At 53.9% G+C, this 21660-nt stretch carries 22 protein-coding genes and 2 pseudogenes; 10 read left to right on the top strand and 14 right to left on the bottom strand.

From position 1 onward, the window contains the following. The first annotated feature begins 516 nt into the window (after window positions 1-516). The gene (locus F6R98_RS09380; protein ID WP_153248791.1) at window positions 517-939 is read left to right on the top strand and encodes a hypothetical protein; all 423 of its coding nucleotides are present in this window, start codon (window positions 517-519) and stop codon (window positions 937-939) included. 439 nt (window positions 940-1378) lie between these two features. Here the strand turns inward: F6R98_RS09380 and F6R98_RS09375 are convergent, their stop codons facing one another. The 4 genes from F6R98_RS09375 to nqrM form a co-directional block, all read right to left on the bottom strand. After that, the gene (locus tag F6R98_RS09375; protein WP_153248790.1) at window positions 1379-2356 is read right to left on the bottom strand and encodes a cytochrome D1 domain-containing protein; all 978 of its coding nucleotides are present in this window, start codon (window positions 2354-2356) and stop codon (window positions 1379-1381) included. 3 nt (window positions 2357-2359) lie between these two features. Beyond that, entirely contained in the window at window positions 2360-2890 is a 531-nt protein-coding gene (locus F6R98_RS09370; RefSeq protein WP_153248789.1) for an SRPBCC family protein, read from the bottom strand. 83 nt (window positions 2891-2973) lie between these two features. Further along, a complete protein-coding gene (gene sbcB, locus F6R98_RS09365; protein WP_153248788.1) occupies window positions 2974-4422 on the bottom strand; it encodes an exodeoxyribonuclease I in 1449 nt (482 codons plus the stop codon). A gap of 3 nt (window positions 4423-4425) precedes the next feature. Continuing rightward, window positions 4426-4629, bottom strand: a complete 204-nt coding sequence (nqrM, locus tag F6R98_RS09360; protein ID WP_153248787.1) for a (Na+)-NQR maturation NqrM — start codon at window positions 4627-4629, stop codon at window positions 4426-4428. A gap of 148 nt (window positions 4630-4777) precedes the next feature. Between nqrM and rdgC the strand changes: the two genes are divergently transcribed. Further along, window positions 4778-5689: a recombination-associated protein RdgC gene (gene rdgC / locus F6R98_RS09355; protein ID WP_153248786.1), complete on the top strand. Its 912-nt coding sequence runs from the start codon at window positions 4778-4780 to the stop codon at window positions 5687-5689. Window positions 5690-6226: 537 nt separating this feature from the next. Here the strand turns inward: rdgC and F6R98_RS09350 are convergent. Next, entirely contained in the window at window positions 6227-6718 is a 492-nt protein-coding gene (locus F6R98_RS09350; RefSeq protein ID WP_153248785.1) for a hypothetical protein, read from the bottom strand. A gap of 612 nt (window positions 6719-7330) precedes the next feature. Then, window positions 7331-8272: an MBL fold metallo-hydrolase gene (locus tag F6R98_RS09345; RefSeq protein WP_153248784.1), complete on the bottom strand. Its 942-nt coding sequence runs from the start codon at window positions 8270-8272 to the stop codon at window positions 7331-7333. A 115-nt stretch (window positions 8273-8387) separates the two neighbouring features. Here F6R98_RS09345 and F6R98_RS09340 point away from each other — a divergent pair, with 115 nt between their 5' ends. After that, a complete protein-coding gene (locus tag F6R98_RS09340; RefSeq protein ID WP_153248783.1) occupies window positions 8388-9272 on the top strand; it encodes a LysR family transcriptional regulator in 885 nt (294 codons plus the stop codon). Window positions 9273-9310: 38 nt separating this feature from the next. Here the strand turns inward: F6R98_RS09340 and F6R98_RS09335 are convergent, their stop codons facing one another. After that, window positions 9311-9535: a hypothetical protein gene (locus tag F6R98_RS09335; protein WP_228125193.1), complete on the bottom strand. Its 225-nt coding sequence runs from the start codon at window positions 9533-9535 to the stop codon at window positions 9311-9313. Window positions 9536-9901: 366 nt separating this feature from the next. On the opposite strand from F6R98_RS09335, the gene F6R98_RS09330 reads away from it, so the two are divergent. The 3 genes from F6R98_RS09330 to F6R98_RS09320 are packed head-to-tail and all read left to right on the top strand — an operon-like array spanning window position 9902 to window position 11888. Further along, window positions 9902-10642: a tyrosine-type recombinase/integrase gene (locus tag F6R98_RS09330; protein ID WP_153248777.1), complete on the top strand. Its 741-nt coding sequence runs from the start codon at window positions 9902-9904 to the stop codon at window positions 10640-10642. Next, the gene (locus tag F6R98_RS22460; RefSeq protein WP_153248776.1) at window positions 10615-10809 is read left to right on the top strand and encodes a tyrosine-type recombinase/integrase; all 195 of its coding nucleotides are present in this window, start codon (window positions 10615-10617) and stop codon (window positions 10807-10809) included. Before F6R98_RS09330 ends, F6R98_RS22460 begins: the two co-directional genes overlap by 28 nt. Next, on the top strand, window positions 10806-11888 hold the full coding sequence (locus F6R98_RS09320) for an IS91 family transposase (protein ID WP_153248775.1): 1083 nt from the start codon (window positions 10806-10808) through the stop codon (window positions 11886-11888). Before F6R98_RS22460 ends, F6R98_RS09320 begins: the two co-directional genes overlap by 4 nt. Window positions 11889-12316: 428 nt before the next feature. Here the strand turns inward: F6R98_RS09320 and F6R98_RS09315 are convergent, their stop codons facing one another. Further along, window positions 12317-12529, bottom strand: a complete 213-nt coding sequence (locus F6R98_RS09315; RefSeq protein ID WP_153248782.1) for a type II toxin-antitoxin system HicB family antitoxin — start codon at window positions 12527-12529, stop codon at window positions 12317-12319. Between the two features lie 10 nt (window positions 12530-12539). Next, window positions 12540-12728, bottom strand: coding sequence for a type II toxin-antitoxin system HicA family toxin (locus F6R98_RS09310; protein WP_153248781.1), 189 nt, complete (start codon window positions 12726-12728; stop codon window positions 12540-12542). Between the two features lie 203 nt (window positions 12729-12931). Between F6R98_RS09310 and F6R98_RS09305 the strand changes: the two are divergent. Further along, a pseudogene (locus F6R98_RS09305) lies at window positions 12932-13972 on the top strand (IS110 family RNA-guided transposase). A gap of 372 nt (window positions 13973-14344) precedes the next feature. On the opposite strand, the gene F6R98_RS09300 reads toward F6R98_RS09305, so the two are convergent. From F6R98_RS09300 to F6R98_RS09280, 5 genes and pseudogenes are all read right to left on the bottom strand, one after another. Further along, window positions 14345-14641: a type II toxin-antitoxin system RelE/ParE family toxin gene (locus F6R98_RS09300; protein WP_153248780.1), complete on the bottom strand. Its 297-nt coding sequence runs from the start codon at window positions 14639-14641 to the stop codon at window positions 14345-14347. Then, complete coding sequence (locus tag F6R98_RS09295; protein ID WP_153248779.1) at window positions 14626-14859, bottom strand: addiction module protein; 234 nt, start codon at window positions 14857-14859, stop codon at window positions 14626-14628. Before F6R98_RS09295 ends, F6R98_RS09300 begins: the two co-directional genes overlap by 16 nt. A 132-nt stretch (window positions 14860-14991) precedes the next feature. Further along, window positions 14992-16356: a group II intron reverse transcriptase/maturase gene (gene ltrA / locus F6R98_RS09290; RefSeq protein WP_228125192.1), complete on the bottom strand. Its 1365-nt coding sequence runs from the start codon at window positions 16354-16356 to the stop codon at window positions 14992-14994. Window positions 16357-16798: 442 nt separating this feature from the next. Further along, complete coding sequence (locus F6R98_RS09285; protein WP_153248778.1) at window positions 16799-17293, bottom strand: hypothetical protein; 495 nt, start codon at window positions 17291-17293, stop codon at window positions 16799-16801. Window positions 17294-17786: 493 nt separating this feature from the next. Next, window positions 17787-19153 (bottom strand): annotated as a pseudogene (locus F6R98_RS09280) (IS110 family RNA-guided transposase). Between the two features lie 477 nt (window positions 19154-19630). On the opposite strand from F6R98_RS09280, the gene F6R98_RS09275 reads away from it, so the two are divergent. The 3 genes from F6R98_RS09275 to F6R98_RS09265 are packed head-to-tail and all read left to right on the top strand — an operon-like array spanning window position 19631 to window position 21617. Beyond that, window positions 19631-20371 carry a tyrosine-type recombinase/integrase gene (locus F6R98_RS09275; protein ID WP_153248777.1) on the top strand — a complete coding sequence of 247 codons (741 nt, stop codon included), beginning with the start codon at window positions 19631-19633 and terminating at the stop codon, window positions 20369-20371. Beyond that, the gene (locus tag F6R98_RS22455; RefSeq protein WP_153248776.1) at window positions 20344-20538 is read left to right on the top strand and encodes a tyrosine-type recombinase/integrase; all 195 of its coding nucleotides are present in this window, start codon (window positions 20344-20346) and stop codon (window positions 20536-20538) included. The genes F6R98_RS09275 and F6R98_RS22455 overlap by 28 nt, the downstream gene beginning before the upstream one ends. Beyond that, window positions 20535-21617, top strand: a complete 1083-nt coding sequence (locus F6R98_RS09265; protein ID WP_153248775.1) for an IS91 family transposase — start codon at window positions 20535-20537, stop codon at window positions 21615-21617. Before F6R98_RS22455 ends, F6R98_RS09265 begins: the two co-directional genes overlap by 4 nt. Window positions 21618-21660 lie beyond the last annotated feature (43 nt).

The following is a 21660-nucleotide window of genomic DNA, read 5'->3' as shown; positions in this document are numbered from 1 at the left end:
TTAATTCATCCTTTTTAGTCAACAAGCCATTTCTCTATCAGCACATGCTTTGGGAAAATTCAAAAAACAGGTCGCGCCGGGTGCAGGATTCATCTCCTGCACCCCGTCTAAAGCGTTGTAAACTGCGTTGGAGCACAAAGCTCCAGCCTTCGGCTTGCGCCGTCATACCACTGTTATTTATCGATAAATAGTTCTGTATCGCGGTATGCGGCGTTTCTGCCAGCTGCGAACCGGCAAAAGATGCCCGCAAGGAACGCCCTGCATCCCTCACCGCGCGGAAATTTTCGTTTATACTCCCGTCCGACGGGGACTGCGGACTATATCATTGTGAGAGAATTGACTTGACGGACTCTTGCGATAAAACACAAGCAATACAAGGCTGGTTTGGTCCCTCACCCTGATTGATAGATCCGGTATTGCCCCATAACAGCGCAAGAACCAGGGTGTCCGCATGACTCCTTTTTTTGTTGTTTGATGTTTTTGAAACAGACGGTTACCGGGTATGAGTGAGAATAAGTGAGCAAATTACGCGACAGGCTTCAGGAAGAAATAAATAAAAGGGGCTGGACAACCAGTGACCTGGAAAAGGCTTCCAGAGTACCCAGCACTATTACCGACAGATTTCTGAGCGGGAAACAGGGCGACCCGCTCGGAGATGCCGTTGAAAGATGGGCCTACGGACTTGGTATAACCGAAACATCGTTGCGCGGATTCGATGACCCCGAATCCACGTCTGAAAGCGCCGCGCCGCCGTTTGATTTTAACGCATACGAAGTCGCCCGGCTGGGGCGCTACCGCAATGCCGTCGCGAAAACACAGGCTGCGGTTGACTTGCTGCTGCTGCCCGATGCCGAGCGTAATTTGCTGCGAGAGGATACCTTGGCCGCAATTATTCTTTTGGAAGCTGAAGCTGCACTGGAGCGTGGAAGTAATCAGTAAGCCATGCCATATAGATGCAAGGCAACTAGCAGCGAGTGTTTTGCATTATGACTGAAGCAGTCGTAAGCGAGACAGGCATGACGGTAGAGACAAACTGCGCAGTGCATCCATCCGCGCCTTAGACTGTCGCGTCAACTTTCCATGGATACAGAAGCAGACGGCAAGCGCCCTGATTGCAATAATTGCACTCACTATTACATTACCTATGACGCCAATTTCCGATATGGCTGCCGTGCTTTTGGATTCAAAAGCCGGCAACTGCCGGCTGTCGAAGTCATTGAGGCATCAGGGGAGCAGTGTCACTGCTTCCAGAAAAAAAAGCACGCCAGGAGATAAACGGCACGCGCTTCTTCGACTGAAATATCCTGTAGGAACAGGCAGGATAGCTAAGTAACTACTATTGTTTGCTGCAATGGCTCTGCCTGGAACCGGCGCAACCTCATTGAGGCTGGACGGCCATGAAGCGCCCGAATGCACGACTACCGTTTCCGGTCGGAACAGTAACCGTAACAGTCAAGGTATCGGCATCCAGCACCATCACGTTATTGGAAAACCAGTTCGCAATATAGACGTGCTTACCATCCGGGTGTGTAGCAATACCTTCCGGATATTCGCCCACTTTCAATGTTTGCAGCAAGCGGTAATCCTGTTCGTCAAATACCGAAACCGTGTTGTCGCCCTGATTGGTAACAAACAGGCGTCCGCGTGCGACGGCAATCGCATAAGGCCGTTCGCCCACTTTTAAAGATTGCACGATTTGCCAGGACTCGATATCCAGCACAGAGACATCGTTGCTTTCGACGTTGGCCGCGTATAATAACCTATCGTCAGCCGACAGCTCTATCCCGAACGGATGCTTGCCGAGTCTGACCGTGCGCAATACTTGACGGCTGCTCAAGTCGATTTCCGACACGCTGTCGTCGTCACGGTTCGCCACGTAAAGGCGGCTTCCGTCTCGGTTCAACACCAGTCCGGCAGGCGAATTACCCACGGCAATACGGCCTATGGCCCGCATCGCCCGGACATCCAGCACAAGAACCGCGCGTTCATACCAGTCCGCCACATAACAATATTTACCGTCGTTATCGGCGGCAATACCCACCGGGGCCGCTCCCAAAGGAATGGTCGCCAGCATGATTCTGGTAGCACCGTCGATGACGGTTACGCTTTTGCCGTCAGGGTTGCTGACGCAAACCCGGCTGCCATTGGCGCTGACCGCCACGCCGGCAGGAGCCGCTTGCGGTGGGAAAGCCAGCGTGTCGATAACGCGATTGCCGTCGGTTTCGATCACTGACAAGCTGTTTCCGGTTTGATTGGTGATCCAGGCGAATGGCGCAGCTTGCAAAGCCCCGGACATAAAAAAGACGGCAATGACTGCCGCCTTATTTAACCACTTTCGATGTGGAGTAGGCAGCATGGCTTATTTCTTTTCAGCAACCTGTTTGAGATTTGCCAGCCCTTCCTTGTACATCTGCGTTACCGCATGAATGGCTGCTTCGTCGCTCTGCTCGGGCGGCGGATTATTGTTCATGAAACTGCGATAGAAAGCGCCGTTCCACTCCACTTTCGAACCCGCTCCGGCTGCCTCCACCATAATAGTGGATGTATAGGTCGCTACCGGCAATACCGCTGGATCGACTTCGGTAATCTTGTAACCCAGAGTCTTCTTGTCCACCTCGTACTTTTTCAGCTCTTCCTTGACGACTCCGCCTTTTTTCAGCGTCAGTTCGCGCGTGGCGCCGACTTCGTTGCCGCCTGTTTCGGTAGTGCTTGCAACCGGCGGCAACCATACTTCCGGTTTTGCAAAATTGCCGACGATGGCCCAAACGGCATCGGGCGTAGCATTTATTTCTATGGATTCGACGACTTTATGACGCACCGGACCATGCGCGTGAGCAACGCCCGCCAACGCGAAAACAAACCCCGTCAAAAGTACCTGCAATTTTTTCATTTATCCTCCAGATGGATGGCTGTGAATATATTCGACTTTCTCTATATCAAACTTGGGCAGTATACAAGACTAAGACGAACAGGTTAACCGATAATTTCCTGCTCCCATAGTCTCAAGTCACTCAAAATGCTGCGCTGCGTTTCACTGAGTTCAGGCCTGGCCTCCAGCTTTTCCAAGCTGTTGCGATAGTGGGTCAGGCGCGACTGGCCTCCGGCAGCGGCGCTCAGCAGCCGCTTTTTTCGAAATACCTCCCAGCGCCCCAGCTCGGCCGCCGACAAAGACTCCGGGTAGTTTCTGGCGCGATAACGAAACAGCATTTCCGGCAAACGGGCATCTTGAAAGTCAAAGCGGCTGTCCGCCAGTTGCTGCGGCGTCATCCGGCGAAGTCGCGTCATGATTTTACGATCGGAGTCGCTGAAAAATCCGCCAACGTACAACTGGGTATCGGGATCGCTCGTTATGTCCGGGGGCAGATCAGGGGCGCTTGAAAACACGCGGTCCAATTTCTCAAGCAAAGCGGGCGCGGCGGCCTGCAAGGTCAGGCAATGCTTCCGGCATTGTTCGAGACTAACTCCCAAGCGTTCGCTGTCTTGCGGACGCATCACCGACAATGGCGCGACTACCGGTGCTTTATTGATATGCACGGTTTTCAGCGGAATACGTAGTTCGCCCTCGCCTCTTTCGGAGGACGGCGTATACAAGCGCAGTCTCAAGGCGTCGCTGTCAAGCGCCAACCAGCTTTCAGGGTCCGTCGATAAATCGCAAACGATGACGCCGTTCGGATTGGCCGGATGCTGCGCCAGTGCAACCACCACCGCCAACCGCTGCTGCTCGGCAGTATACTTACCGGAAACATGGATCAGCGGCTGATACTCGCCCACACGCAACAGGGATGCAACCTCGCGTTTACCGCGATTACGCCAGACGAAGTCGTAAAGTCGCGGTTGCGCAGTTTTGATCAAACGCGCCAGATCTATCGTCGCTTTCACATCGACCAGCGCATCGTGCGCGCCTTCGTGCATGATGCCGTTGGCGGCAGTGAGATCTTCCAGACGGAAACTCACTCTGCCGCTATCGTCGCGAGGCCAGAGTATCCCCTCAGGCCGTAGCGCCGCCATGAGTCGGGCTACATCTATCATATCCCAGCGCGAATTGCCGTTACGCCACTCTCGCTCGTAGGGATCAAAGAAATTGCGGTACAGGCCGTAGCGGGTAACCTCGTCGTCGAATCGCAAAGTGTTATATCCCAGACCGCAGGTGCCGGGCATGCCGAGCTCTTCGTGTATCCTGCCGATAAAGTCGGCCTCCCTCAAACCGAGTTTATCCGCGCGTTGCGGCGTAATGCCGGTAATCAAACAGGCTTCCGGCTCCGGCAGCGCATCGCGCGGCGGGCGGCAATAAATCAGCAGCGATTCGCCGATGACGTTCAGCTCCCGATCGGTACGAAGTCCGGCAAATTGCACCGGCCGGTCATTGCGCGGATCGGCGCCGAAGGTCTCGTAATCGTGCCAGTAAAGCGTAGTTTCGGCCACGCTCTAGCCGTGATCGGCTTGAGCCGCGCGCGCAGCCTGCTCTTCTTCGAGTTTTTTGCGTTTGTCGCATTTCTCGACACAAACACAATCCGCAGCTCCCGGCCCGCCGCAACTGCCGCGAATCGCGCGGCGGCCAAAAATGACGCCGATGGCCATGATAAAAATAACAACGGCTATCGCCACGAACGTAACAAGAAAAGTAGCCATGATAACTATCTCGTATCAATACAAAGCGTCATCTTACACCGTGCGTCAGGCAGCGGGAATAACTCCTACCTACGCATGCGGTGACAAATCGGCGGCATAGCCTGATAATAACCGCTTAATGACGCAACTTTCGGGAACAGCTAACCGCATGTGGTTTAAAAATCTCTCGCTACTCCGCTTCAACACACCTTTTACCTTGACCTGCGCGCAGCTGGAAGAGCATTTGCAGTCGGCGCGCTTCCGCCAGTGCAGCAGCCTGGAACCGATGAGCTACGGCTGGAAAGCGCCGGTCGGCGACGACGACGCGCCGCTGGTTCATGCCGCCAACGGGTTTTTCATGATTTCCGCCGTCAAGGAAGAAAAAATACTGCCTGCATCGGTGGTCAACGACTTGCTGGCCGAACGCGCCCAGGAACTGGAACTCCAGCGCGGCACGCCGGTACGCCGCAAAGAGCGCGATGCCCTGCGCGACGACATCATCCACGAACTGTTGCCGCGCGCGTTCAGCCATCGCATCAAAACCTGGGCCTATCTCGACCCGGTGGGCGGCTGGCTGATCGTCGACAGTTCCAGCTGCAAGAAAACCGAAGAACTGGCCTCGCTGCTGCGCCGCTCCATCGGCACGCTGGCGGTCAGCCCACCGGCTACCCAGCAGCGTATAGCCGATGTGCTGACGCGCTGGTTGTCGGAAAGTGAAGCGCCATCCGACATTGCCATCGAAAACGAATGCGAACTGCGCTCTCCTGACGAGGAAGGCGGCATTGTGCGCTGCAGCAAGCAGGACTTGAGCGCTCCAGAAATACAAAACCATCTGCAAGCAGGCAAGGAAGTGGTAAAACTGGCGCTAAGCTGGTCCGAGCGCTTGAGCTTCGTACTCGACGAAGAGCTCGGAATACGCCGCCTGCGTTTTCTCGACTGCATACAGGAAGAGGCCGAAGCCGCCGACGCGCAGGATGAGATCGAACGTTTTGACGTGGATTTTTCCATCATGACGCTGGAGCTTTCCACGTTCCTGCCGCGTTTACTGGAACTGTTCGGCGGCGAAGTAGCGGCGGCGTAACAATCCCCGGACGACGTCCGGGCGCGTTACCGTTCGTTTAAGGTTTTTCCGTTCGCTCGGAGCCCTTCGGCTACGCTCAGGAGAGCCTTGTCGGAGAGGACTGTGAAATAACAGATTAATAGTTACTCCGCTCATGACTCAACAGTCTCGTCATGAGCGGTTTAGCGAAAGGCATCGCGTCCGGAAGTAATTCATTATGACTTTGAGTAATAATACGGTTTCACGTACTCAGCTATGCACTCATTTAAAAAAAGTACACCCAACACAGCATAAGCACACGCCAAGCGGCTAATTATAGCTTAATAAAAATCAGCTTGCTGTGCGCCCTTACCAGAGCACAGTAATCCGATGGAGAGGAGCCTAGATAGACCGCCGCTAAGGCCAGGGTGGCCGCGGTAAGCTTCCGGGGACGGAACTTTTGCCTCGATTGCGGTACGACGTGTTGAAAAAAGCTCGAGTGAAACCTGTGGCAAGGCCGTCTATGACATGAATGCCATAGACGGCCTCCTGATGGATTTCCGGCGTATATTGACAGACCTACTTCAGTTCCAAAGCCGGCAATGATCTGGATTTCCACGCCGCAACGACAACCAGAGCCGTAGCAGTAATAAATCCGACGGTTATAAGCGTAAAGCTTATTCCGGCCATCAACGGAAAATGCGGCTCGACAGGAATCGCCGTCGCCAGGTCGGGCTTGGGCGCCAGGCCTCTTTTCAGAAAAGCCAATGGATTAAAAAATGCGCCGAAACAACAGGCACCAACCACCCAGAGCGGCGGATTGACGGCAAACTGCCTGAACAGCAGGAAAAATATGAATAAAAATTGCGACATCATCAGATAATCGACATGAGCCCTGATAATATCCGCTCTTTCATAAATGTATCCAGCCAGAACGCCTTGCGGAAAAAACAAGGTGACGCCCAGCACCCAGGCGATAATCAGTGCAATCGCCAGACAGAAACCGGCAAACGCCAGCAGCAACATATTGCTCTTTGACTTTTGCGCTGATGAAATGTCATTGTTTATCATATTTACCCTCATTAAGATATGGAAATCTGCTCGACTTGATGCCTAGGCCGGAGGTTTTGATGAAGCTACCTTTCGCCGGTTTTCAGCATCAAAAACATCCGCTACGAAACGTTAAATCGGAGTGTATTCCATGTTAAGCGCGCCTTGCTTGTATGAACCTGCTGCGGCAGACAGCGTCAAGTTTGCCGCGTTGTGGAACATGCATGACGGAAAGACGATTTTTACCGAACCGTTGTACACTGGATTACGATTGGCCGCCGGGGCGCTTCAGAAACATCACAAACGCACGCGCAACCGTCAGAGCGGTTGCGCGCCTGTAATTTTCTTCGACCATGGGCTAGGCCAAATCCATGCCAGCCTTAATGCCGGCCGAATGTAGATGTGTCCGTCGCGGATAAACAGCTCGTCGCCATCGACATCGATTTTGGGGTAGCGGTGAACGGGCAACCCGGCAAAGCCTAATCGGTGACGGCGCGACGGCCATCCGGAATTCCGGCTTCGGCCAGTAAAAACGTGCCGGCGCAAGTCGTACAATAACGGGAAACCCGGCCCTGCCTGTACGATTAAGACCGGCGGTAACCCGCAGCGTGTCGGGCAGCTGGGGATCAACGGCTAAGGCTGATGCCCCAAACGCACTTCGATCTTCGGATGTTTGGCAACCAGATTTTTCAGGCTTTTCAGGTTTTTCAGGTTGCGCTCATGGTCTTCCGTATAAGTACCGGGTTCCACAGCATGCTCCCAGCCCCACCGGGTATGGCTGACATCGCCGGTCAGCAGTACCGGACCAAGAGTGGTTCTTACCAGATAGGCGGTGCTGCCGGGCGTATGCCCCGGAACGCTGATGGCGAATACCGAACCGTCGGCAAATATATCGACTATGCCTTCAAACTGATGTTGCGGGTCAGCCTGAAATGACCATTCCTGCAGCGGCGGCTTAAGATTGAAGAAGCGATCGACGGTGCCTTGCAGCAACATATTCTGCAGATTGCTTTCAGCGGATTCATTTGCGCCCATATACAAGTGCGCATCGACCGGAATATCGGGCATACCTGAAATATGATCGAGGTGCAGATGGGTAAAAAACACTCCGGACAATCTGCCGTCCAATCCTTGCAGGATATCAGCGGTGCTTTTATTCAGACGTATGCCTTGAAGCGGCATCACTAGACGTATCAACCAGCCAACACCCGCTTTTCCTGGGTCATCCAGCAATTTTCTGGATACACCGGTGTCGATCAGGTAATTACCGCGTTGCGGATGTTTCAGCAGATGCGCATAGATCTGTATCGGTTCGGCATGGTCTTTCAGTCCGGCTTGTATAGCCTCGGGACTGTTGATATTCAACAAGCCGGAAAGTGGAACCGACCAATCAGCACTGTTAATGGTTTCAAGCTGAATCGGCCCTGGTTGATCGATCACGCTTTCCATTTCGGCACTGCTGGACGTTCTGCCCAGCTGCGATGTTTCAACTGTATGGCTGGTTGGCGTACAGCCCTGCAATAACAAGATGATAAAACAGGGCAAAGCAGGCGAAAGCTTGAGTTTGGTTTTCATAGTATGCTCCGGAGTTTTGGCTATACTTACACATCCATATATCACCGATCAATTGGCTAAATATGGATGCATCCATCCATAATCGGATAGCCTTAATTATTGAAGCAAGTTGCATATGCATTTAAGATGGGACGATCTGAAACTTTTTTTAACCGTGTACGAACAAGGCAGCCTAAGCGGCGCAGCTCGCCTGTTGAAACTGGGACAGCCGACGCTGAGCAGACGAATTGCCGAGCTTGAGGAAACCGTAGGCGAAGCCCTGTTTCACCGGCAAAATTCCGGCGTCAGCCTGACAGTGACAGGGCAAAAACTGTTGCCGGCGGTGCAGAACATGGCCGAATGGGCCAATGAAGCAAACCTCGGAATACAAAAACAACGCTTTTTGCCGGAAGGAAAAGTGCGAATAGCGGCGCCGCCCGGCATCGCATATGAACTGATCGCCCCCTGGGCGGCAAAAATACGCCGCGACCATCCGCAAATACAAATCGAAGCCCTGTCCGGAGTCGAAACCTTGAATTTAGGCCGTGGAGAAGCGGATTTGTCGCTACGTACGGAAAAACCCACCGATGCCGACCTGCTGTGTGTCGATGAAATTTCCAGTGCCGTTCGCGTCTTCGCCAGTAAATCCTATGCAGCGCAACACCCCGCGGTCTCTCGTCCAGCCGATTTGGATTGGATATGCTGGGCCGCTCCTTACGACAACCTGCTGACCAATCGGGCATTAAGAGCGTTGATACCCAATTTCAAGCCCGCGTTTACTTCCGACGATTTTATTGTACAGATAGCCGCTTGCAAGGCAGGTGTGGGCGCCATGTTACTGCCGCAGCTTTTACGGGGTTACGCGGATTTTCGTGAATTGCAGGAATTGAACATCGACCTGGATTCGGATGCGCCAGGCAATTTATATCTCGTTTGCCATAAGCGCCACCATCAACTGCCCAAAGTGCAATGGGTGATCAACTTTATTTCCAGGGAGTTCGACAGCATGCGTAATGGATAGATTTCTTCGGAATAACAAGCCATTCGGTTCAAAACTGGCTAATGCCTGGGGTGATTGCTCATAACCGTATAAGCGGCAATATCGAGTGCAAAAATATCGGCCAGTTGCAACATCCGCTCGCGTATCCAGCCGCGCCGATGTTCGAAATCCTGGCCGGAATGCGCATCGTAACCGCACAAAAACGCCCGCCGCACGCAACGCGCGACGCAGTGATACCAGTGAGTGTCTTCCAGAGAAACAAGGGTATGTCGGGGATTGGTCATGACGTGGACTCCGGTTTTAAACGGCGAGGAGAGGGAAAATCATAGCGTAAGATCGTGTTGACGTAAATATTAAATGGGTGTCCTTTTTTTCGGTTCCTTAGCAATTAGGAAGGCTGATATTAACGTTATCCAATCGCGTACTTCCATTTGGCACCTCAATTCAAGGTTTGGCATAGTCATATTGAAAACTAGTTTGAATTCAGCGGCGAGCGTCAGCGAAGTCCGCTGGAATGATTGGTTGGACGAAGCCGCTACGCGGAGAAACAGCCCATCCCCAGCAAGTTCGCATTCCAGTGCACGCTCAAAAAGATGAAAATGCAACCTCATCCCCGGCTCGGGGTTTTTTACTCATGAGGACGTATCGTAATGAAACCACATTTCCCCAGAGATTTCGAACAAAACTATCAAACCCTTCTCAAGCGACTTAAACTCAATGGCTTGCAACCCAAAACGATCGAAGCTTATTCTCGCGCCGTGCGTCGGGCGGGTGAGCGTTTCGCGTTTCAAATTGACGCATTGACCGAACAGCAGTTAACCGATTATTTCGCCGAACTGCTGGCATCCCACTCATGGAGTACCGTCAAACTCGACCTTTATGGCCTCAGGTTTTACTATGAGCATGTGCTGCACCAACCCTGGGTTGCGCCCGATCTGATCAAGCCGCCCAGATCGCAGCAGTTGCCTGATATTGTGACGGTCGAGCAAGCCCAACAAATCTTCGCGGCCACGCGCGTACTCAGTTACCGCGTGTTTTTTTATACCCTTTACAGCATGGGGTTACGGCTCGGCGAAGGACTGCGGCTGCAAGTCGGCGATATCGACGCGACGCGCCAGCGTGTGCATATCCGCGATGCCAAGGGCAACAAGGATCGTTTCGTGCCGCTACCCGTCGCCACTCTGCGGGTACTGCGCCGCTTCTGGCAAGTCCATCGCAACCCGATATTGTTATTCCCCAACCGGCTGGGCGGTCTGAAGCAGGCCCATCGTGCCGTCACGCCCCTCGACCGTGGCGGTGTGCAAAACACCTTGCGTATCGTAACGCAGGCCTGCGGGATTAAAAAAAACTCACGCCGCACAGCCTGCGCCACAGCTACGCAACCCACCTGATCGAAGCGGGTGTCGATCTGCTCGAAGTGCAGCAGATTCTCGGCCACCACTCCATACTCACCACCACGCGCTACACCCGCCTCACCCACCGCACCCAGGACAATGCCAAAGCACGCATCGACGCGCTGATGGATCGGATCGCAATCGGCTGGGGGAAAGTCAAATGATCCGGCTGGCCGATATCATTCAGACTTTCGAAGCCGAGTTTTTGCAACAATACACCGGCCAACTCCTGGCGGTCCAACGCAACGCACTCTCCGCGATCAGGAACTGCCGCAGCGCCATAAGCCCAAAAATGCAGGCTGAATGCAGCGACTGCGCACATCAAATCCGGGTGCCGCACTCCTGCGGACACCGCAGTTGCCCGCATTGTCAGGCGCACGAATCGCAGCGCTGGATCGAACGACAGGTCGAAAAATTAGTGCCGGGCGACTATTTTCTGATCACATTCACCCTGCCGGCAGAACTGCGCCCGCTTGCCTTGAACAACCAGCAGGCCATATACCCACTGATCCTGCAATGTGCCTGGGACACGATACATAGCTTCAGCCAAAACGACAAAGCGCTGCAAGGCACCCCCGGGGCTGTCGCCGTATTGCATACCCACTCACGCGCACTGGATTACCACCCGCACACGCATCTGGTCGTACCCGCCGCAGCGATTGACAGCAAACGGCGGTTATGGCGCACCAAAAAAGCGAAGTACCTGTTCGACCACAAAGCCCTCGCCAAAGTATTTCGCGCCAAAATGCTGGATGGCATCCGACAAGCCGGGCTGGGCTTACCCAGGCGTTATCCGGAAAAATGGGTGGTTGATTGCAAAAACGTCGGCACGGGCGAAAAGGCATTGGTTTATCTGGGGCGTTATCTGTACCGTGGCGTGATACCGGAAAAGAACATCCTCCGCTGCGAAAACGACCAGGTGACGTACCGCTATCAAAACAGCAAAACCAAAAAGATAGAGCGCAGAACGGTCAGCGGTGTCGCGTTCTTACGCATGATACTGCAACACGTTCTACCCAAAGGCTTCCGCCGCGCCCGCAACTTCGGCTTTTTACATCCCAACAGCAAACGGCAGATCAAACTGCTGCAATTGCTCTTGAATCGGATACCCGATCCGGTATGGGTGGAGCCGAAAAAACGCCCGACGCTATGCTGCCCTTGTTGTGGCGGGGAAATGAAGATCGTGCGCACCGGCATCAAACCGGGATACGACCGCTTCACAATGGCGGAGGGAGCAGGATAGCGGGCAGCAACAGCGGAGATGAACATGTAATCGCACCCACCCACCCGCGCGTCCCGTTACCGGCTCTGACTTCAGGCGCTGAAGGACGCGGCTGGCCTGAAAATGGTCTAAACCGGGAGAATTCCACAGGGAAAGCTCGGTTCAATAAAAGCGTTGCTGCAACGGCAATGATGAAAAGGATAGAAAGGGCGCGAATGATGACCGAGCGCCCTCGAAAACCGAACTGCCCCAAAAGCTATTTCCATAGGAACCTCGTATCAACCGGGCTCGTCCAACAAACGGTTCAGATTGTGGCTCGCTTCGCGATCACAATCTAACCTTACTCGTTAGAACTTCGGAGGGAACCAATAACGCTGAATCTCGCAATAAACAGAAAAAAGCCGGAAGCAATTTTTTACGCTGAATGTTTATGCAAGCACCGAACAAAATTAGGCATGAACTTCGACAAAAGAGCTTGAAGAATGAGGTACTGGAATATTCAGACCTTCACTTTTAAGCTCCTCAATGTGCAACTCGATTGCTTCCTGAATAAGTTGCAATGCTTCTTGTGAAGACTCGCCTACAGCTATGCAGCCAGGAAGGTCAGGGACATAGGCACCAAAACTGGTTGGCCCTTCTTCAATAACAACCATATAATGCATACACAACCCCCTATTGTTTAAGTCCGGCTTGTTTCAAGACACTGAGAAGTGTTCCTGGCGGAACATCAATGCTGAGCTTACCGGCCACTGTAACCGTACCGGCTTTGGACGGATGGTGAAACTGGCGATGACTACCTTTTTGCCGTATCTGCCACCAGCCATCTGACTCGATAAGAGCGATAAGATCTTTAACTTTCATGTTGCCAATGTAGCATAGATTTTCCTTAAAACTCAACGGCTGGTTACTGGCACACCACCAAGCTATTGCCGGAAGAAATACATATAAGATTTTGGTGTTAAAGGAAAAAGTCTAACGTAATGGAATGGACGCCCACTTCCCCAACCGGCATCAAAGTGCCAAAGTGTCGGTTGCACAAACCACCAACAGAAAGGAGCCTTGCCATGAAGATTACGACAATCGGTATTGATTTGGCAAAGGAAGTTTTTCAGGTTTACGGAGTGGATACGCATGGCAGGAGGCTGCTGTGCAAGCAGATCAAGCGCAAGGATATGGCGAAGTTTTTTGCGAACCTCGATCCGTGCCTGATCGGCATGAAAGCCTGCGGCGGCGCGCATGATTGGGCGCGTAAGCTCACCGGCTACGGGCATACGGTCAAACTGATGGCCCCGCAGTTTGTAAAGCCGTATGTTAAAACCAATAAAAACGACCGGGCCGACGCTGAAGCCATCTGCGAAGCGGTGGCCCGTCCGAACCTGCGCTTTGTTCCGGTAAAAACCGTAGAGCAGCAGGGCATCCTGTCGGTACACCGTGCCAGACAGGGATTTGTTCATGCGCGTACTGCGCAAGGCAATCAGCTGCGCGGATTGCTGTCGGAATTCGGAATCGTCATACCCAACGGCATCAGCGCGGTTTTCAGGCGGATGCCGGAGATTCTTGAAGATGCCGGGAATGGTTTGCCCGATGTCATGCGGCAACTGCTTGAGCGCTTGTTTCTCAATTTAAAAGAGATGGACCGTCAGGTAGAAGAGCTGGAGCAACAGATTCGCCTCTGGCACCGGGAAAATGAAGCCAGCCGCAAACGGGAAGCGATACCCGGCATCGGGCCGATCACTGCCAGTGCGCTAGTCGCCACGATAGGCCAGGCGCGAGAATTCAAGGATGGCCGGCAACTGGCTGCGTAGCTGGGACTGGTGCCCAAACAGAACTCCAGCGGCGGCAAATCCACGCTGCTCGGCATCAGCAAACGCGGCGACAGCTATCTGCGCACCTTGCTGATTCATGGCGCCCGCTCGGTAGTCCGATTAGCCGCAAACCAGGCGCGACCGGATAACTGGCTGCTGGGATTGATCGGCAGGCGGCATAAAAATGTGGCGGCAGTGGCGTTGGCGAACAAAAATGCGCGGATAATCTGGGCGCTGTTAGCCAAAGACAGACTATTCCAGTCCGATTACGCGCCTGCGGCAAAAGCCGCCGGCGTGTAATCGGCCCGGACGAAATAACAGGACGAACCAATAACTGGAAACAGGAACGAGTAAAAGGAGCAACGTCGCAGATTGCGCAGGCAATCAGAAAATGATGGCGAGACAGGTCAGACCGTGAGTGGGAAAAGTCCGGTCAACTTTGCGGGCCTCGAGCCCGATAACGTGATAGGGGCCTCACTCAGCGGATTCCATCAGGGACAGAAGCATCAGCTTCAAGCAAAGTCCGGATGTATGACAGCAATCTTCACCTTCTCAAAATCATTGGCTGAAATGTCTGGCAAAATGTGGGCGTCCATGTATAAAGTTGAGCGGCGCGCGCAAAAACGGTGGTAAGTAGGCCGGTTGTCAAGCGCGTCCGCCTCGAACGCTCGGTTAGCGGTTTTTTGGCCAGCGACTCGGATTGCGAGCATTATGTAACACAGCTAACACATGTACGAGATCACCCCGCACAGCATAAAACAAACCATAAGGGAACCGGGGAAGGAGGGCGCGGCGAACACTGGGAATTACCTCAGCATAAAGCAGCGGTGCTTGCTCTAGCCGTTTTAGCTGCAACTCCATTGCGGCAATGAACTCTTCACCGAGGCCGGGACTCTGCAATTCGTACCACTCTTGAGCTTTGCCAGTTTCACGCAATGCTCGTGTAGAGAATTTCAGGCGGTACGCCATGAGCCATCTTTAAGGCTTGATTTCACCTGATCCCAAGAATAACCTGCTTCCGGGCTTGCCTCGAACTCCGCCAAGCGTGCTTCGAGTTGAACCTTAAGTGCAGGCGAAATTTCCACGGCTTCGGGAACCGCCGCAACGCTGTCCCAGATAAGCTCAACGAGACGAATGCGTTCCTGCACCGGAAGCTCAAGAATATCGGCAATAGAGATATTGTTCATATGGTCATTGTACCATTTTTCTAAAACACGCTAATCGGGATAGGAAGAAGTCTCACGGCTCCTCCCCCCCCACAACACCGGACATACGGGTCACGTATCCGGCGTTTCGATGATCGACAATTCTGCCATGCTTTAGCGCGTAACGCATAAAGATGGCAGCCGCATGTTGCTGAACGTTTTCGCCGGCAGCGCAAGATTCAACGCCGGTGTTTTCGATAGCCGCCATGGTCCGTGCGCGGATTTGCTGGTATTCCAGGCTTCCCGCACCGTTACGCCGCGTTTGCGCAACTCCCGATATCCGGCGCTCCCCCATTGTTTCCACTGGTAGCATCTCAGTCGGCGTCGTATCCACTTGTCGATCTCCCGCAGAGGGCTCAGTACTTCGGCGATGCCGAAATACGCTTTCCAACCAAGCAGGGCGGTTCTTAGCTCGGCGATGATGTCGATCAAGCGGCGGCCTCGGGTTCGACGCGTCAGGTCGCGAATCCGGTTTTTAAGTTTCGCCAGTGACGGTTCCGACACTTTGAGCCGGGCATCTCCCCGGCTTAGCGTAAACCCTAAAAATTTCCGGTTCCATGGCCTGTCCACCGCACTTTTTCGTTCATTCACTGTGAGCCGCAGTGTTTTGTCGATCCAGTGCGTCAGGCTGAGCATGAGGCGTTCACCGGCTCGCCGACTTTTGACGACGATATTACAATCATCGGCATAGCGGGCGAAACGGTGGCCGCGGCGCTCCAGTTCCCAGTCCAGTTCATCGAGCACCACGTTGGCCGGTACCGGCGATAGGGGGCCGCCTTGCGGCACGCCCTGCGTTGTCGGTACGGTAAGGGTGTCGATGCGCACGCCCGCTTTCAGGTAGGTGTTGATCAGGCGCAACAGCGCTCGATCCGGTACGTGACGTTGAAGACGGTTCATCAGCCGGTCATGGTTGACGCGGTCGAAGAAGGCCTCCAGGTCCATGTCCACCACCCAGCGGTAGCTGTCGCGGACCTGCTTCTGTATTTCGCGCACGGCCTGATGGGCCGAGCGTTCGGGACGAAAGCCGTAACTGTGACGGTGAAAGTGCGGTTCCCATTGCGCGCTGACAACTTGCGCAATGGCTTGCTGGATAAAGCGGTCCACTGCCGTTGGTATACCCAGCGGTCGGGTTTTTCCATCGGCTTTGGGTATCTCCACGCGCAATACCGGCTTGGGGCGATACACGCCTGCTACCAGTTGCGCGCGGATTTCCAGCCAGTGCTGTTTGAGGTAGACCGGGAGTTCTTCGACGGTCATGCCGTCGATTCCCGGCGCGCCTTTGTTCTGGCGGACTCGCTTGAGGGCGCGCTGCAGGTTGTCGCGTGCAAGCACGCGTTCCAGCAATCCGACAGGGTTTGCGGACTCGGATAATTCAGACTCTCCAACACCGGGTTCATCGCACGGCTGGGCCGCGCCCGGCTCAGGCCGGTTGTCAGATGCTATCCCGTTGTTCTTCATCTCGATACCCTCGTCGTTCATCGTTCGGGCCTTCGACTGGGGCCAACCAGCCTACTATGCCCTCGGCTGACTCCTGCCCGGCGGTCAGAATCGCTTGCGCGTTTCTCAGTGCGGCTTTGCCGCACACCGGGCAGGCCTCCCGCGGTAAGACACGAAACTTTCCTCGCGTAGACGCCGGATTTACAAAATACATCCCTATCGCAGATGGAGGGCTTTATGGTCACGTGCCCACTTGCCCCGAATGTATCACGCCTCATATCCGGTTTTTGTTCATCGCCCCGCGATTTCGCCTTGGACTTCCTCCAGACCCCGCCTCGCGACGACGCCCTTGCCCTTTGGCTAACCTTCGGCTCTGCGTAAACCTGGTATCGGGACTTTCACCCGACTAGTTTCGTGCCATGCACGGCACACACGTAAAGTTGAGGGGCGCGCCGCTTTTGGCGCGTCCCTTTCGAACGCCATGTTAGGGCGCAATGCCGAGTTGTTGGCACATGCGCTTGTATTCTGCCTCATACACACTATCTGTAATTCCGTGCTTTACGCGAAACGGTGTCAGTATCTTTCCCAGTTGTTCATCTGCGCTTTCAAAAAGCTGTTGGTCGGCTTGAAGCTCTTGAAGCATTTGGACTCGACCACTTCGGGTAACAAAGCTCTCTGCCTTTTCTCGAAAATAGTGATGGGCTAAATAATTTCTTCGGTTCAATGCCTCAGTTACTACGGACTCCAAATTTGGAGGTAATGCTACTTCTGACTTGAGATGCTTGAGCAGAACCCCGAGGGTTTTTTGAAACCGATTTTCCATGAATTCGTCTATGTCTTGACGAGTATATTTGTCCCTTTCAGGTAGCCGCAGTATTACCAGGGCATTCACTATTCCGTGTTCGAGAGTCTGTGCAAGATACATGGCTAGGCCGTAGTGCGCATAAACATCTCGTGTCTGTTCGTCGTCGTAGTCCATGTGTCCTGTGCGCCCTAACGAATAGAGTTGAGCGTCACCCCGCAGAATTCGAGGTCGGCCATTTATGGCGGACCTCGAATTCAAGTGGGCGCAGTCGCAAGCGCAGCGCAGCGATGTACGCTCGAACGCACGTTAGACGTGGATAACGGTGCTTCAGTAACATCGTTAAAAGCACAAGGTCTTGTTCAGTGATGTGTCTCATAGCTACCAACACCCGCCAAAACAACCCCAAAATTCTCAATACTTTTCATCGAAATGACCACGAAGCGAATCTACGCTGACGCATCAACTCATTATGCGTCAGCGCATAAATACGCTTCGTAAGTAGCATATTTTTAAGCTTTTGTAAATAGGGGAATTTGCAGTTTTCAGTACACCGACTTCAGAGAATAAAAGACGGCTTAAAACCATCAACGTTTACCGCACGGTTATCTACGCCTCTTAAGAAACATATCCCAAGTTATTGATAATATGTTTGTTTTTAAAATGCTTTTTAGGCGCCTTGTTCTGCAGCGACGAGTTTCATACCGAGCTTTTCGGCACGTTGCGCGAGTTGTCGTACGGTGCGTTCACGATAGCGCTCTTCATAATACTCCTGACCTTGATCGACGTACTCTTCACCTTTGGTCAACATCGCGTAGATCAATCGGGCCAGCTTGTGCGCCGCAGCAGTGACGGCCCTGGCTTTATCCATTCGCGCGCAGAGTCGTCGAAAGTACGCCCCCAACGCCGATTGACTCTTGCGCAGGGCGGCTGCCGCCATCCGCAATGCTTGCGCTGCCCGATTTGCACTGCGTTTGGTTTTTCCGCTCATCACTTTGCCGCCAGTGATTTTTGTGCCGGGACATAGCCCCAGCCATGAAGAAAAATGCTTGTCGGAGCGGAATCGCGACATATCGGTACCCACTTCCGAGACCACCACCAGCGCCGTGCTGACTTCAATACCGTCTATGCGGGTGAGGTCGACGCCGCACATTTTGAATAATTGTGTTCGTAAATCAAAGTGTGGTGCGTTGCGTGCACGGCTTTTTTTTTAACGGCTGCCGGTTCGCCGTCATGTCTCTGCAGACATTGTAACTGCTGCTCTATCTCCCCGTCGCACTCCGCCACCAGGGTGGCGATAAAATCGAATTGCGCCAGTGCCTGCTTGAGTGAAAACAGATGTTCCGAACGCCAGTTACCTTGCAGACTTTTGGCTATTTCGTCACTACTGGCCTGTATGCGCGCATTTTTCATCGCTGCCAGTACCTGTCCATCGCGTTCGCCGTCGACGATGGCGCGTAGAATTTTTTGGCCGGTCTCGCCGACCACATCGGAAATGACATTGGCGAGCTGGATGTTCATTTGCGTCATCGCTTTTTGCATGTGCTGTACGCAACGCGCCTGATTGCGCAGCAGCATGGCCCGTTGTCGCGTCAATGCGCGCAGCACGCACACTTCATCGGTCGGACGAAAAGCGCCGTTGAGCAATCCGTAGCTCATCAACTGCTGTAACCATTGGCAATCCAGTACATCCGATTTGCGGCCGGTTACATTTTTGACATGACGCGCATTCACCAGAAATACGGTGAAGCCGCGCGACTCCAGTAATTCGAATAAAGGAATCCAGTAAACGCCGGTCGATTCCATCGCCACCGTATCGATCCTGCACCGCGTCAGCCAATCGGCCAGGGCGTTGAGGTCGGAGGTAAAGCTGGGAAATTCGCGTACCGGCTCATCATCCCGGTCAGGCGGCACCGCTACAAAGTGAGAAGCGCTCCCGATGTCGACAGCGGCAGCGTTGGGGTAAGCGATGGTCAACGGCTCACCCGACTGGCCGGTTTTGAGTTTGAGATTGATTTTGCGATTGCCTCGGGCCATGCTTTGCTCCATGATTCGTTGAGTAAAGGTGGGCGCTGCATCGGGTACGTCGTCTAGCTCACTCTCTTAAACGGGATATCGGGTCAGCAGAAGAAAAGTGCTGACCCGATTCACCAATGTCGATGACGTCACCCAGGACCACGCTAACGTGCGGGCATAAAGCACCATTGCCATACCGGTCTTCCGCAACGCCGAAGTCAACTATGACACAATGCGCAGTATCGCAACACTGTTTCTTCGGCGCGATTTGCGGCCCGAGCCGATTAATTCGCTAACGTTAAATTGAGCGGCGCGCAGGATGACGCCGATAACAGCAGCCGACGTTAAACGCGTCCGCTCGAATGCTCGGTTGGACGAAGCCGCTACGCGGAGAAACAGCCCATCCCCAGCAAGTTCGCATTCCAGTGCACGCTCAAAAAGATGAAAATGCAACCTCATCCCCGGCTCGGGGTTTTTTACTCATGAGGACGTATCGTAATGAAACCACATTTCCCCAGAGATTTCGAACAAAACTATCAAACCCTTCTCAAGCGACTTAAACTCAATGGCTTGCAACCCAAAACGATCGAAGCTTATTCTCGCGCCGTGCGTCGGGCGGGTGAGCGTTTCGCGTTTCAAATTGACGCATTGACCGAACAGCAGTTAACCGATTATTTCGCCGAACTGCTGGCATCCCACTCATGGAGTACCGTCAAACTCGACCTTTATGGCCTCAGGTTTTACTATGAGCATGTGCTGCACCAACCCTGGGTTGCGCCCGATCTGATCAAGCCGCCCAGATCGCAGCAGTTGCCTGATATTGTGACGGTCGAGCAAGCCCAACAAATCTTCGCGGCCACGCGCGTACTCAGTTACCGCGTGTTTTTTTATACCCTTTACAGCATGGGGTTACGGCTCGGCGAAGGACTGCGGCTGCAAGTCGGCGATATCGACGCGACGCGCCAGCGTGTGCATATCCGCGATGCCAAGGGCAACAAGGATCGTTTCGTGCCGCTACCCGTCGCCACTCTGCGGGTACTGCGCCGCTTCTGGCAAGTCCATCGCAACCCGATATTGTTATTCCCCAACCGGCTGGGCGGTCTGAAGCAGGCCCATCGTGCCGTCACGCCGCTCGACCGTGGCGGTGTGCAAAACACCTTGCGTATCGTAACGCAGGCCTGCGGGATTAAAAAAAACTCACGCCGCACAGCCTGCGCCACAGCTACGCAACCCACCTGATCGAAGCGGGTGTCGATCTGCTCGAAGTGCAGCAGATTCTCGGCCACCACTCCATACTCACCACCACGCGCTACACCCGCCTCACCCACCGCACCCAGGACAATGCCAAAGCACGCATCGACGCGCTGATGGATCGGATCGCAATCGGCTGGGGGAAAGTCAAATGATCCGGCTGGCCGATATCATTCAGACTTTCGAAGCCGAGTTTTTGCAACAATACACCGGCCAACTCCTGGCGGTCCAACGCAACGCACTCTCCGCGATCAGGAACTGCCGCAGCGCCATAAGCCCAAAAATGCAGGCTGAATGCAGCGACTGCGCACATCAAATCCGGGTGCCGCACTCCTGCGGACACCGCAGTTGCCCGCATTGTCAGGCGCACGAATCGCAGCGCTGGATCGAACGACAGGTCGAAAAATTAGTGCCGGGCGACTATTTTCTGATCACATTCACCCTGCCGGCAGAACTGCGCCCGCTTGCCTTGAACAACCAGCAGGCCATATACCCACTGATCCTGCAATGTGCCTGGGACACGATACATAGCTTCAGCCAAAACGACAAAGCGCTGCAAGGCACCCCCGGGGCTGTCGCCGTATTGCATACCCACTCACGCGCACTGGATTACCACCCGCACACGCATCTGGTCGTACCCGCCGCAGCGATTGACAGCAAACGGCGGTTATGGCGCACCAAAAAAGCGAAGTACCTGTTCGACCACAAAGCCCTCGCCAAAGTATTTCGCGCCAAAATGCTGGATGGCATCCGACAAGCCGGGCTGGGCTTACCCAGGCGTTATCCGGAAAAATGGGTGGTTGATTGCAAAAACGTCGGCACGGGCGAAAAGGCATTGGTTTATCTGGGGCGTTATCTGTACCGTGGCGTGATACCGGAAAAGAACATCCTCCGCTGCGAAAACGACCAGGTGACGTACCGCTATCAAAACAGCAAAACCAAAAAGATAGAGCGCAGAACGGTCAGCGGTGTCGCGTTCTTACGCATGATACTGCAACACGTTCTACCCAAAGGCTTCCGCCGCGCCCGCAACTTCGGCTTTTTACATCCCAACAGCAAACGGCAGATCAAACTGCTGCAATTGCTCTTGAATCGGATACCCGATCCGGTATGGGTGGAGCCGAAAAAACGCCCGACGCTATGCTGCCCTTGTTGTGGCGGGGAAATGAAGATCGTGCGCACCGGCATCAAACCGGGATACGACCGCTTCACAATGGCGGAGGGAGCAGGATAGCGGGCAGCAACAGCGGAGATGAACATGTAATCGCACCCACCCA

This window comes from Candidatus Methylospira mobilis, from assembly GCF_009498235.1.
Lineage (GTDB): Bacteria > Pseudomonadota > Gammaproteobacteria > Methylococcales > Methylococcaceae > Methylospira > Methylospira mobilis.
The sequence above is the reverse complement of the archived record's forward strand: the minus strand, read 5'-3'. Positions and strand labels throughout refer to the sequence as shown.

Bases quoted from the DNA above. Each gene is read 5' to 3' on its own strand.
- ltrA (WP_228125192.1), bottom strand. From the start codon at position 16,356: ATGAACGACGAGGGTATCGAGATGAAGAACAACGGGATAGCATCTGAC.
- F6R98_RS09285 (WP_153248778.1), bottom strand. From the start codon at position 17,293: ATGGACTACGACGACGAACAGACACGAGATGTTTATGCGCACTACGGC.
- F6R98_RS09295 (WP_153248779.1), bottom strand. From the start codon at position 14,859: ATGAACAATATCTCTATTGCCGATATTCTTGAGCTTCCGGTGCAGGAA.
- F6R98_RS09335 (WP_228125193.1), bottom strand. From the start codon at position 9,535: ATGACCAATCCCCGACATACCCTTGTTTCTCTGGAAGACACTCACTGG.
- rdgC (WP_153248786.1), top strand. From the start codon at position 4,778: ATGTGGTTTAAAAATCTCTCGCTACTCCGCTTCAACACACCTTTTACC.
- F6R98_RS09375 (WP_153248790.1), bottom strand. From the start codon at position 2,356: ATGCTGCCTACTCCACATCGAAAGTGGTTAAATAAGGCGGCAGTCATT.
- F6R98_RS09275 (WP_153248777.1), top strand. From the start codon at position 19,631: ATGAAACCACATTTCCCCAGAGATTTCGAACAAAACTATCAAACCCTT.
- F6R98_RS09315 (WP_153248782.1), bottom strand. From the start codon at position 12,529: ATGCATTATATGGTTGTTATTGAAGAAGGGCCAACCAGTTTTGGTGCC.
- F6R98_RS09350 (WP_153248785.1), bottom strand. From the start codon at position 6,718: ATGATAAACAATGACATTTCATCAGCGCAAAAGTCAAAGAGCAATATG.
- F6R98_RS09300 (WP_153248780.1), bottom strand. From the start codon at position 14,641: ATGGCGTACCGCCTGAAATTCTCTACACGAGCATTGCGTGAAACTGGC.
- F6R98_RS09370 (WP_153248789.1), bottom strand. From the start codon at position 2,890: ATGAAAAAATTGCAGGTACTTTTGACGGGGTTTGTTTTCGCGTTGGCG.
- F6R98_RS09310 (WP_153248781.1), bottom strand. From the start codon at position 12,728: ATGAAAGTTAAAGATCTTATCGCTCTTATCGAGTCAGATGGCTGGTGG.
- F6R98_RS09340 (WP_153248783.1), top strand. From the start codon at position 8,388: ATGCATTTAAGATGGGACGATCTGAAACTTTTTTTAACCGTGTACGAA.
- F6R98_RS09320 (WP_153248775.1), top strand. From the start codon at position 10,806: ATGATCCGGCTGGCCGATATCATTCAGACTTTCGAAGCCGAGTTTTTG.
- F6R98_RS09330 (WP_153248777.1), top strand. From the start codon at position 9,902: ATGAAACCACATTTCCCCAGAGATTTCGAACAAAACTATCAAACCCTT.
- F6R98_RS09345 (WP_153248784.1), bottom strand. From the start codon at position 8,272: ATGAAAACCAAACTCAAGCTTTCGCCTGCTTTGCCCTGTTTTATCATC.
- nqrM (WP_153248787.1), bottom strand. From the start codon at position 4,629: ATGGCTACTTTTCTTGTTACGTTCGTGGCGATAGCCGTTGTTATTTTT.
- F6R98_RS09265 (WP_153248775.1), top strand. From the start codon at position 20,535: ATGATCCGGCTGGCCGATATCATTCAGACTTTCGAAGCCGAGTTTTTG.